General features: G+C 48.8%; 11 protein-coding genes. 7 read left to right on the top strand and 4 right to left on the bottom strand.

The window, feature by feature from the left end; translation table 11 throughout:
* Positions 1 to 37: 37 nt before the first annotated feature.
* Positions 38 to 526: an SRPBCC family protein gene (locus ACT53C_RS04630; protein ID WP_194749447.1), complete on the top strand. Its 489-nt coding sequence runs from the start codon at positions 38 to 40 to the stop codon at positions 524 to 526.
* Between the two features lie 85 nt (positions 527 to 611).
* On the opposite strand, the gene ACT53C_RS04625 is transcribed toward ACT53C_RS04630, so the two are convergent.
* From ACT53C_RS04625 to ACT53C_RS04615, 3 genes are read right to left on the bottom strand one after another with little or no spacing between them, the layout of a single operon-like run.
* Positions 612 to 1,358, bottom strand: a complete 747-nt coding sequence (locus tag ACT53C_RS04625; protein ID WP_476145055.1) for a hypothetical protein — start codon at positions 1,356 to 1,358, stop codon at positions 612 to 614.
* A 6-nt stretch (positions 1,359 to 1,364) separates the two neighbouring features.
* Positions 1,365 to 1,775 carry a CopD family protein gene (locus tag ACT53C_RS04620; RefSeq protein ID WP_476145054.1) on the bottom strand — a complete coding sequence of 137 codons (411 nt, stop codon included), beginning with the start codon at positions 1,773 to 1,775 and terminating at the stop codon, positions 1,365 to 1,367.
* Positions 1,776 to 2,273, bottom strand: a complete 498-nt coding sequence (locus ACT53C_RS04615) for a TlpA disulfide reductase family protein (protein WP_194749450.1) — start codon at positions 2,271 to 2,273, stop codon at positions 1,776 to 1,778.
* A 117-nt stretch (positions 2,274 to 2,390) separates the two neighbouring features.
* Between ACT53C_RS04615 and ACT53C_RS04610 the strand changes: the two genes are divergently transcribed.
* Positions 2,391 to 6,260, top strand: a complete 3,870-nt coding sequence (locus ACT53C_RS04610) for a DUF3683 domain-containing protein (protein WP_476145053.1) — start codon at positions 2,391 to 2,393, stop codon at positions 6,258 to 6,260.
* 63 nt (positions 6,261 to 6,323) lie between these two features.
* Here the strand turns inward: ACT53C_RS04610 and ACT53C_RS04605 are convergent, their stop codons facing one another.
* Positions 6,324 to 6,449 (bottom strand): DUF3149 domain-containing protein, encoded by a 126-nt coding sequence (locus ACT53C_RS04605; RefSeq protein WP_194749452.1) that lies wholly within the window; start codon positions 6,447 to 6,449, stop codon positions 6,324 to 6,326.
* A gap of 192 nt (positions 6,450 to 6,641) precedes the next feature.
* On the opposite strand from ACT53C_RS04605, the gene ACT53C_RS04600 reads away from it, so the two are divergent.
* The 5 genes from ACT53C_RS04600 (at position 6,642) to ACT53C_RS04580 (ending at position 11,976) form a co-directional block, all read left to right on the top strand.
* On the top strand, positions 6,642 to 7,667 hold the full coding sequence (locus ACT53C_RS04600; protein ID WP_476145052.1) for a quinone-dependent dihydroorotate dehydrogenase: 1,026 nt from the start codon (positions 6,642 to 6,644) through the stop codon (positions 7,665 to 7,667).
* Between the two features lie 281 nt (positions 7,668 to 7,948).
* A complete protein-coding gene (locus ACT53C_RS04595) occupies positions 7,949 to 8,557 on the top strand; it encodes a glutathione S-transferase (protein ID WP_476145051.1) in 609 nt (202 codons plus the stop codon).
* Between the two features lie 52 nt (positions 8,558 to 8,609).
* The gene (locus ACT53C_RS04590; RefSeq protein WP_476145049.1) at positions 8,610 to 8,990 is read left to right on the top strand and encodes an antitoxin Xre-like helix-turn-helix domain-containing protein; all 381 of its coding nucleotides are present in this window, start codon (positions 8,610 to 8,612) and stop codon (positions 8,988 to 8,990) included.
* Positions 8,950 to 9,663 carry an RES family NAD+ phosphorylase gene (locus ACT53C_RS04585; RefSeq protein ID WP_476145048.1) on the top strand — a complete coding sequence of 238 codons (714 nt, stop codon included), beginning with the start codon at positions 8,950 to 8,952 and terminating at the stop codon, positions 9,661 to 9,663. The genes ACT53C_RS04590 and ACT53C_RS04585 overlap by 41 nt, the downstream gene beginning before the upstream one ends.
* 222 nt (positions 9,664 to 9,885) lie before the next feature.
* The gene (locus ACT53C_RS04580) at positions 9,886 to 11,976 is read left to right on the top strand and encodes an AAA family ATPase (protein ID WP_476145047.1); all 2,091 of its coding nucleotides are present in this window, start codon (positions 9,886 to 9,888) and stop codon (positions 11,974 to 11,976) included.
* Position 11,977: the final 1 nt, after the last annotated feature.

Raw genomic sequence — 11,977 nt, 5'->3', positions numbered from 1 at the left:
ATTTACAATGTACTTCATCTACAACAAGGAGAAAATCATGCGTCAATTATTATTAGCTAGCCTGTTCGCCCTCTCAAGCACGGCATTTGCGGCCGAGCCACTGTATGTTGTTAAATCTGTGGAGCTGAATCAGCCGGTAGACGTGGTCTGGAAAAAAGTCTCTGACTTTGGCGATTTGGGTGCCTGGCATCCAGCCGTTGCCAAAACCGAGATCGTTTCGGGTAAAAATAACAGCGTGGGCGCTAAACGCGTGCTGACGCTCAAGGATGGCGGCAAAGTGAATGAAACACTGACTGCTTACAATCCAAAACAGAAAAGCTATGGCTACAAAATCACTGATGGCGTGTTGCCTGTGAATGACTACGCATCCACCGTGAGTGTGCATAGCAATGGGGATGGGAAGTCTGTGGTGGTGTGGGAAAGTCATTTCTTGCCAAAAGCGCCTGCAGATGAAAAAGCAGCCTCTGACGCGATCAAAGGCGTTTACGATGGTGGTTTGAATCAGCTTAAAACCCTGTTCCAATAAATCAGCGTTTGCTTTAAAAAAAGCCGTCACGAGCAGTGGCGGCTTTTTTGTTGTGCAATGACGGCCTGTTTTATTGTCAGGCAGTCTACTGTCTGGAGTTGGCCATCAGTTTGGGCGTGTAATTGCACTGCACCTGATCAAGCAGCTGGTTGACCAGTACTTGTTCGTCGCGGTTGGTTGTGACGTGACCATTGATGATGTTTTCGATGTAAACGCTTTTCAAGCGTTCTGGCAGTTGAATCGCTTCGATCAGTCGGCAATCACCATGCTTCATGGTTTCGAGGCGGCTGTAAATGGCTGCGGTTTCGGTGGGACTGGCCTCGAATGATAACGGGTGGGGCGGAGGCTGATGCACTGCTGCGGTCTGGAGGCTGGGCGCGGATTCGAGCTGCATATGCCAGTAATAACCGCCCAAGACGCCACAGACCAAGGTGACCGCCACCACGCCATAGTTGCGGATGGCCAGCCAGTCGATTTGCAGTTTGGTTTGCTCGTCGATAAGTGCTTTTGCTGCCTGTTTTGCATGTTGCAGGGCGCTGGATTGTCTGTGTGCCAGCTTTTCCTGACAGGCGCTGAGTGCCATAAAATAGAGCTGGTTAGCGAGCATGTCAGGCAGGCGCGCGCCTGCCAGTTGTGCCTGTGTGCTCAGGTATGCCTGCAGTCGCCCAGGCTGGGTAGATGTTGTCGCGGGCGTGGTTTGCGCCTCTGCGAGCGGGCTGGAGAGCAAGTCATCCAGAATATTGAATAAGCCTAGCAGCTTGTGCGCGGCCTGCTTGCCGGACTTGTCCAGCATGGTTATCAGCCAATCTGATTGTAATAATGCGTGCAACATACCTGCTTAAAATGGCTTGACGACCACCAGAATCACCACGGCGAACAGGATCAGCACCGGGACTTCATTAAACCAGCGAAACCAGACATGACTACGCTTGTTTTGCTGCGCATGAAATTGTTTAAGCAGTTTGCCGCAATAGTGATGGTAGCCAATCAGCAGGATGACCAGGGTCAGTTTGGCATGCATCCAGCCACCGGTGATGCCGTAACCCAGCCATAACCATAAGCCAAATGCGAGCGCCAGCAGCATGAGGGGCTGCATGAAGCGGTAGAGTTTTTGCGCCATGAGCAGCAAGCGCGCATAGGCGTGAGTTTCTGTTTCCATCGCCAGGTTGACGTAGATACGGGGCAGGTAAAACAGGCCGGCGAACCAACTGGTGACAAAAATAATATGTAGCGCTTTGACCCACAACATTTAGCTGGCTTTCTGATTCAGGAGTTTGCGTAATTCGGCAAAGTTGAGTTCGCCTATGGTTTTCTGGATGCGGTTGCCGTTGCCGTCAAAGATGAAGGTGGTCGGGGTCAGGTTGACATTGCCAAACGCCTTGACCATTTCGCCGTAACCGTCATGCATGACGGCAAACGGCAGCGCTTTTTCCTTGGTGTAATTGAGCACTTGCGCAGGCGGGTCGTAGGGCATCGCCACGGCAATCACCACCAGGTTTTTGTCTTTGTATTGCTGGTAAGTGTGGATAAGGTCAGGCATCTCCTTGATGCAGCCAGAGCAGTCTGTTGCCCAGAAGTTGACCAGCACCGTTTTGCCGCGCAGGCTTTGCATGCTGATTTTCTGGCCATCCAGCGTGGTGAAGGTGACTTCTGGAGCCTGCGGTTTTTGCATGACTGCAAATACCAGGCCTGCGATGAGCGCCAATGCCACTATTGCTACGCCCCATGTTCTGAATATTGATTTCAACTTAGCCTCTTAAAAAACGGATGACTCAAAAATGCACGCTAAAAACCATAGGCCGTGTAACGTGTTTGTGCTGTATACGACATGGTATAATTGACTTTTGTTTTTGATAAATTATCAATGAACGCACCTGTCAACGCAGATTTGTTAAAGCGCAATTCTACCCCTCTCGCACGATTACGCGAAATTCCGTACAACTATACCTCCTTCTCTGACCGCGAAATCGTCATCCGGTTTCTCGGCGAAGAAATCTGGGAAGTCCTCAATGTGTTGCGCGCCGAGCGTAAAACAGGCCGCAGTGCGCGCATGCTGTTTGAGGTGTTGGGCGATTTGTGGGTGGTGTCACGCAATCCTTATCTGCAAGATGACCTGCTGGAAAATCCCAAGCGCCGCAAGGCCTTGATCGAGGCGCTATATCATCGTATTTCTGCCATTCAAGAACGTAGCGGCGGCAACGAAAAAGTACAAAAACTGGTGTCTGCCGCGACCAAAGCGGTAGAGAAGTTTGCCGATGATTTCAAGCAAACGGCCGAGTTACGCAAAAAAGCCCTGGCCAAACTGACGAAGTACACTCGCAAAGACAATGTGCAGTTTGATGGCTTGGCACGTGTCTCACATGTGACAGACGCGACCGACTGGCGCGTCGAATATCCATTTGTAGTGATCAACCCGGATACTGAAGCCGAGATCTCTTATCTGGTGCGCGCCTGTATCGAATTGGGTCTGACTATTATTCCACGTGGGGGCGGAACGGGTTACACGGGCGGCGCGGTACCGTTGACGCCATTGTCTGCAGTCATCAATACTGAAAAACTGGACCAACACACAGGCGTGCAAATGCGCACCTTGCCGGGCGTCTCCCGTCAGGTGGCGACGATTGAGTGCGGCGCGGGTGTAGTGACCCGTCGCGCCATGGATGCGGCCACGGCTGCCGGCCTGGAATTCGCCTGCGACCCGACCTCTGCCGATGCCTGTTGCATTGGCGGTAACGTCGCCATGAACGCTGGTGGTAAAAAAGCCGTGCTGTGGGGGACGGCGCTGGATAACCTCGCCTCATGGCGCATGGTGACGCCAGATGCGACCTGGCTGGAAGTGGAGCGTCTGGATCACAACCTGGGCAAAATTCACGATATTGACATGGCGCGCTTTAAAATTAGCCGCTACGACATCGACCATAAAAACCTGCTGTCCGAGCCTGAGATTCTTGAAATTCCGGGGCCGAGCTTCCGTAAGGTCGGCCTGGGTAAAGACGTGACCGACAAGTTCCTGTCCGGCTTGCCTGGTGTGCAAAAAGAGGGTTGTGACGGCCTGATTACCTCTGCCACCTTTATTTTGCACCGCATGCCCAAACATGTACGCACCATTGCGCTGGAGTTTTTTGGCAATGTGTCGCATGCCGTGCCCGCGATTGTCGAGATCAAGGATTATCTGGACGCTACTGCCAAGCAAGACCCGTCGGTGATCATGGCCGGTCTGGAGCACATGGATGAGCGCTATGTGAAAGCCGTGGGCTATGCGACCAAGGCCGCACGCCAGCAACGGCCAAAAATGGTGTTGTTGTGCGATATCGCGTCTGATGATGAAAACGCCGTCGGTGAAGTGGCTTCTGCCGTGGTGCGCATGTGTAACGCCCGTAACGGTGAAGGCTTTATTGCCGTCTCGGCCGAGGCCCGTAAAAAATTCTGGCTGGACCGTTCACGCACGGCGGCAATTGCCCGCCATACCAACGCCTTCAAGATTAACGAAGACGTGGTGATTCCATTGCCGCGCCTGGGCGAGTACTCCGACGGCATTGAGCGCATCAATATCGAGCTGTCTATCAATAACAAGCTGCGTCTGGTGGATGCGCTGGAAGCCTTTGTTGCTGGCGACCTGCCTTTGCAGCCGGATGAAGACGGCAACGCTGACCCTGAGGGCGTAAAGTCCAAACAGAATATTGCCTTGCAGTTGTTGCGCGATGTGCGCGCCAGATGGCGTCTGATCCTCAATACGCTGGACGAACCCGTGTCTGTACTGGGTGAAATGGGTAAACCATTCGCACAGTATGGCAATGTGTTCCGTGCCGTGCAGTCGTATGATTTGCGTGTCTCCTGGAAGCGCGAGCTCAAGCGCCCGATGGCAGATATTTTTGCTGGCCGCGAATACCAGAAGATTCTCGACAAACTGGACGAGATCCAGAAAACCGTGTTGAAGAGCCGAGTGTTTATCGCGTTACACATGCACGCCGGTGACGGTAACGTGCATACCAATATCCCGGTCAACTCTGACGACTACGGCATGATGCAAGACGCCCATGCCGCTGTTGCGCGTGTGATGGCCCTGGCACGTAGCCTCAATGGCGTGATTTCTGGCGAGCATGGGATCGGTATCACCAAGATGGAGTTCCTGGATCAGGCCACCATTGATACCTTTGCTGCTTACAAAGCCAAGGTAGATCCCGAAGGCCGTTTCAACAAAGGCAAACTGATGATGGGTTCCGGGCTGGAAAACGCCTATACCCCCAGCTTTGGTTTGCTCGAGCAAGAGTCCATCATCATGGAGCAGTCTGCCATAGGCGAGATTGCCGATGATATTTCTGACTGCTTGCGTTGCGGCAAGTGTAAGCCCGTGTGTTCTACCCACGTGCCACGCGCCAATTTGCTGTATTCCCCACGTAACAAGATTCTCGGCACCTCCTTGCTGATCGAGGCCTTCTTGTACGAAGAGCAAACCCGCCGCGGCATTTCGCTCAAGCACTTTGACGAGTTCAACGATGTGGCTGACCATTGCACGGTCTGCCACCGTTGTGAAAAACCTTGCCCGGTCAATATTGACTTTGGTGATGTGTCCGTCAAGATGCGTAACTTCCTGCGCGAACAAGGCAAGAAGAAACTCAACCCTGGCACGGCTGCGGGTATGCTGTATCTGAATGCCAAAGATCCGGCCACCATCAAGTTCTTGCGTGCAACCATGATAGGCATGGGCTACAAGGCGATTAATATTGCTAACAGCCTGGCCAAGAAATTTGGCCTGCTCAAGGACAAAAAAGCACCACCGGCGACGGTAGGCAAGCCAGAGATCAAGGCGCAGGTGATTCACTTCATCAACCGGCCAATGCCGAAGAAAATGCAGTCCAAGACCTCACGTGCCATGCTGGGCGTGGAAGATGACACCATGATTCCGGTCATCCGCAACCCGCAAAAGGTGAACGAGGATTCGGAAGCCGTGTTCTACTTCCCGGGCTGCGGCTCCGAGCGCCTGTTCTCTAACGTCGGCCTGGCGACTCAAGCCATGTTGTACGAGGTGGGCGCGATTACGGTCTTGCCACCTGGCTACCTGTGCTGCGGTTACCCGCAAACAGCCTCAGGCAACCACGACAAGGGCCAGGAAATCACGGCGGACAACCGCGTGCTGTTCCACCGCGTCGCCAACACCTTGAACTACCTGGATATCAAGACCGTGATTGTGTCTTGCGGCACCTGTATGGATCAGTTGCAGAAGTACGAGTTCGAGAAGATTTTCCCGGGCTGCCGTCTGCTCGACATCCACGAGTACCTGATGGAAAAAGACATGCGCCTGCAAAGCGTGACCGGTACGCGTTATATGTATCATGACCCATGCCACTCGCCGATGAAGACGTACAAGCCGCTGGAAGTTACCAACAAGCTGATGGGCACCGAGGTGGCGTTGAATGACCGTTGCTGCGGTGAGTCGGGCACTTTTGCTGCGGCGCGTCCTGACATTGCTACCCAGGTCAAATTCCGCAAACAGGAAGAGCTGGAAAAAGGCATGGAGAAAATGGGCTTGACCGTGGGCGCCCCCGAGCAGCCAGTCAAAATCCTGACGTCTTGCCCAAGCTGCCTGCAAGGTCTGTCACGCTATGGCGATGACACCGGCATTGAAGCTGACTATATTGTGGTGGAAATGGCCAAGCACGTGTTGGGTGAAAACTGGATGGAAAATTACATCCAGAAGGCCAATAACGGTGGCATTGAGAAAGTATTGCTGTAAACCCGCAAACCCCGCGCAAGCGGGGTTTGTTCAAGTGGGGCATATCGTGGCAGTGCAGAGGATTTATGATTGTCGCGCTTTGACATAGACATAAATACCTGCCCAAATCATGACCACTAAAATCACAGCAATCACGATAAAACTCATTAAACCGTAGTCAGTCGATAACAAATCAATCAAAATTTTCATGGGTTTCCTCCAGTAAGCGAATCATGTTGCACGCAATGAATCTGTAGAGGATTTTGAACCCTTATGACATCATGGTTTTTGATGTAACGCAAAAGTCATGTCAGCGACACCTGGTGACTGTATTGTCTAGTAGTCACTGCTGGCAAAATGCAACGATAGAGTTGGAAAATTAAAAGTTCAGGAATCAAACGGATGAATGTTTACTCGCTGCTTAAACCTCTGCTGTTTCAACTGGATGCAGAGCAAGCACACGATATTACTTTGCAATCGCTTAAACGTGCAGAAAAGCTCGGCCTGCTCACACTCGCCGCCTGCCGTTTACCTGCACAACCGAGGCAGGTCATGGGCCTTACTTTCCCCAATCCGGTCGGCCTGGCGGCCGGGCTGGATAAAAATGCCGCTGTGATTGACGGCATGGCCGCGCTAGGCTTTGGCTTTATTGAGGTGGGCACCGTCACGCCGCGCCCACAGCCGGGCAACCCCAAACCACGCTTGTTCCGTTTGCCACAAGCCGAGGCCATTATTAACCGCTTTGGCTTTAACAACCTCGGTGTCGATCAACTGATCCAGAATGTGAAGGCGTCCAAATTCAAAGGCATCCTGGGCATCAATATCGGCAAAAATTTCGATACGCCGAACGACCGTGCCGCTGAAGACTACCTGAGCTGCATGCGCAAGGTGTATAACTATGCCAGCTATATCACGGTAAATATTTCCTCACCCAACACCAAAAACCTGCGCGCCCTGCAAGAAAAAGAGGTGCTGGGCCAACTGCTCGCAACACTCAAAGCCGAGCAAAAAATCCTCTCGCAACTGCATGGCAAATATGTCCCCGTTGTGCTCAAAATCGCCCCCGATTTAACCACCGAACAAGTGCAAGAAATCGCTGAACTGCTCATGCAGCACCAAATGGACGGCGTGATTGCCACCAATACTACCTTGTCGCGCGATGCTGTGGCCGGCTTGCCAAACTCGGAAGAGGCAGGTGGGCTGTCAGGCGCACCGGTAAAAGCGGGTTCTACACGCGTGATTCAAACACTGGCGGCCAGTTTGCAAGGCAGCCTGCCGATTATCGGCGTCGGTGGTATTCTCAATGGCGACGATGCCAAAGAGAAAATGGCGGCCGGTGCCAGCCTGGTTCAACTCTACAGCGGACTCATCTATAAAGGCCCGCAACTGATTAAAGACTGCCGCAAAGCGCTGGGAAACTTTAACTAAATGATTGATTGGGCGAATTGCGGCGTTACGCGGTACGCGAAATCCTCACGTACTATCTGTACGCTCCGGTTTCTGTGTTCCGTGCGCCTTGCACTTCATCACACTCAATCACTTATTTAAAGCTCCCTTGTTATCAGGCGCTTCTATAAATTCAAATTGCTAAGCCAGACAAGGCGCGATTAAAAATTGTGACGCCACATATAGTTGATATGTCAGGAGAAATTTTTTATGAGCAACGCAGTATCGCGACGGAATTTTAGTTTATAGAAGTGCCCATCAGAATGAAGCCCATCCTTTATTCCTACCGCCGCTGCCCCTACGCCATGCGCGCCCGTATGGCGATCTGGGCGGCGAATATTCAAGTAGAAGTGCGAGAGATTTCCCTGCGAGAGAAACCTGCGCATTTGCTACAGATTTCCCCCAAAGGCACCGTGCCGGTATTACAACTGCCAGATAGCACCGTGCTAGAGCAAAGCTTGGATATCATGCAATGGGCACTTGCCCAGAACGATCCTCAAGGTTGGTTGAATACAGACCACGATGCAGTGAACGCGCTGATAACTATCAATGATGGTGAGTTTAAACAAGCACTGGACCGCTATAAATACCCTGACCGTTACCCAGAGCATCCGCAAGAACTTTACCGTCAGCAAGGCGAACAGTTTTTGCAGAGGCTGGAAACTGCTTTGCAGAAACATGCATATCTTTTGGGCGATTTTGCCAGCATGGCCGATGTCGCCATATTTCCGTTTATCCGCCAGTTTGCAGCGGTTGATGCGGATTGGTTTGCCAGCAGCGCATATCCAAAATTGCGTGTCTGGTTAGAAGGGTGGTTGCAAAGCCCCTTATTTGAAAAAGTGATGCAGAAGTTTCCGACTTATACACAGTAAACATTCCTGTTGAAATAATATTGTGTTAGAGTTTCCGTAGAAAGGAATTTTTATGGTCGCGACCACACAAAATACCGTCACCCAAGCCGATGCGCAATCCGTGTTAACCAAAGCGGTAAGACGCGCGGCTGAACGCTTGCAGATTTCCAAAGCCTTGTTGGCAAGCATCCTTGGCCTGAGTCCTGCCACCATTAGCCGCCTGTATAGTGGTGAATATATCCTTGACCAAAAACGCAAAGAGTGGGATTTTGCTTTGCTATTTGTCCGTGCATTCCGCTCGCTGGATTCCATCGTCAACAATGACGAAACCGCCCGCGTCTGGTTACACAATCCCAACCTTGCGCTCAATGCGCGCCCCATCGACCTGATTAAACAAACTGAAGGCTTAGTTCGTGTCGTCCAATACTTGGACACCTCACGCGGTATCGTCTGAGGCTTTTGCTTGGTCATCATTGGCCTGGCGCATGGTAGAGGCGCAACATGTCGCCTCCACCATGAAGCTGGTCGATACTGAAGCCGAACAAACGCTCCTTGAAACTTTGCTCGATAGCAACAAGCCGCCTTATGCCGCGGAAACCCAACAACTGGATTACCTCCTCGCCACGCCATTCCGTTACCCCAGCCGCGCTGGAGGTTCACGCTTTCGCGGTCCAAACGACCCAGGTGTGTTTTATGCCGCAGAAACAGTTCGTACCGCTGCCGCTGAACTTGGCTATTGGCGCTGGCGCTTTCTCATGGATTCCCCCGCGCTGAGTCGTATAGAGCCCGTGCCACACACCGCTTTTCAAGTCTCACTCGCCACCCATGCCATTGATTTAAGAAATCTACCGTTTAATCAAGACCCAGCATGGCAACACAAAACTAACTACCAGCCCACTCAAGCCTTGGCTGTAACAGCAAGGGATATAAATTTAGGCGCCATAATTTATACCTCGGTAAGAGACCCGCAACCGGCGTGGTGTGTTGCAGTATTAACTCCGCAAGCGTTTAAAGAGAATACGCCTAGACCAGAAAAACAGACTTGGTGGCTGGCTGTGAATGCTCATGAAGTGATATGGCGTAGAGACTATGAGTCGATTACTTTTGATTCGGCATATTGGTGGTAAGCGCTTTTTTAGACATCATAAATTGACTGTTTTACTCGGGAAAGGTCAAAACGAGGATCGTTATGGTAATTTCTATAGGGTACCCAATTTGCAACACTATTTTAAATTAAGTCGCCTCGTTATACTTTACTCACAATATTTGTCAGCTCCGTAAAGGAATCATAAATAAAATAATCACTAATTTATAAACTCTTGATAAAAAATTAATTCTAGGGAGCACTTATGTATTTGGTGTCTTTTACGATAAAAAACTTTCGTAAATTTAGGGAAGAAAATAATACGATTCAATTCGTCAAACCTAAGTCTATAAAGGCATCCTCAACAGGGAATGATGAAGAGAGTTCTCCAATTGCTGAATCCAGTACTTTAATTATTGGTAAGAATAACGTCGGGAAAACAACAATCGCAAAAGCTTTTGGTTTTGTGATTGAAAAAGAAAAAAAGGCTAAAGCCTCCGATTTTAATAATGAGTACCTAAAGAGTTTTTTAAATGAAGCCATCGCCGCAATAGATGAAGGAAAGGGGCTGGCTGAGCTTGCTCTACCCTCAATGAGTTTTGAGTTTAAGGTTGGGCTTAATTTAAAGGCCAGCGAGGCAGACACAACTAGTCTGCTATCTGACTTTCTGTCTTTGAGTGAGTTATTGGGCGACGTTGATGATGCAATAATTGCTATCAAAATTCAGGTGACAATTAAAGAAGAGGAGTTATTTAAGCAAAAAGTTGAGCAAATAATTAATTCGTCAACAAAATTAGAGAATGGTGAAATTAAAGAACCCACTGCTTTTCAACTTCTGTGTGATTTTATAAACAAGGAAGTGGAATTCACGTTCGCAATTTACAACTCAAACAATGAGAAGGTAACCAATCTATCTTTGCATAGTCTTTTTAACATAAAAGAGATTAAAGCAAACAAACGCTTGGATGACGGCGTTTTGTCAACACTATACGGCAAGATTGTTAAGTCTGAATTCACTGATGGAGCCTCAAAGAATACTCTAGACACTCATATTGGCGGTATCAATCTAACTATTACCAAAGCAGTTAAAAGCAAAGGTCAATCAATCTCGGGCGTTCTAAAAGAAATAGAACAATCAAATCATGTGTCAGTAGACTTATCTGGCAATGTTACCGAAAAGTCCATCTTGGAGGAGTTAATTAAATACTCTTTTAGTGAGGGTGATGATTTTATCCCTGAAAATCAGTTTGGATTAGGGTACATCAACTTGCTCAATATCATTGGTGAGATTGTTGGGTTCGTTGATAGTTATGAAGACAAGTCCCATCAAAATCAAATTAACTTGTTGTTTATCGAAGAGCCTGAATCTTTCATGCATCCGCAGATGCAAGAATTTTTCATTACCAGAATTGATGCCGCCCTTAAAAAAGCACTTGAGTCATCAAGCAAAAAGATTAACTGTCAGTTGATTATTACCACGCATTCATCGCATATAGTTAACAGCAAAATACACAGTAGTAATTCGTTCAACAATATTAATTACATTTGCAATAGCAATAAGAGCTCATGTGTTGTCTCTCTTGAAGATAGCAACATCGTTCAAGGAAACACTGCCCAAGATACACAAAACCTGAACTTCTTAAAAAAGCATATCAAATTCAAAGTGTCTGAATTGTTTTTTTCTGATGCTGTAATTTTTGTTGAAGGTGCGACCGAAGAAGCTTTGTTATATTTTTATCTAGAAAAGCACATGAAACTGAGAAATTTCTATATTTCCATTTTCAACATCAATGGAGCTCACGGCAAGGTTTACCATCCATTGGCAAAACTTTTAAAAGTGCCGACACTGATTATTACGGATATCGATATCAAACGAGACGAGGCCGAGAAGAAAGAGTACAAACAAATCACAGAATTGAAAGGTCGAGAGACAACGAATCAGACTTTAATTGAGCGTAATCAGAACAGCAGCTTACTGGATGGGATCAATTATTTTCAAGATGAGAACCTTTACTTTGTCTTCCAAAAAGATAGCGTTAATGGACAACACCCAACAAGCCTAGAGGAAGCAATAATTCTAGAAAATTACGATAACGACATTCTCAACGAGAGTCTAAAAAAAGTTAAGAAAAATATATATACAGAGATTGTTGGTAGCCCTGAAGTGAGAACCAATCTAATCAGCAATTCCTATAAGCTGCAAAGAAAAATAGCTGAAAATAATGACAAGAGTGAATTTGCAAATGAATTACTTTTTCGCTGCATAACTGCCGATGATCCAAGCAAAGTGCCTAAACTTCCTGAATACATTCGTTTTGGATTTTCTTGGTTAGAACTCAAACTGAATGGGCACTAAA

Source organism: Methylophilus sp. DMC14 (assembly GCF_056314085.1).
This window is presented reverse-complemented; position numbering and strand designations above follow the sequence as displayed.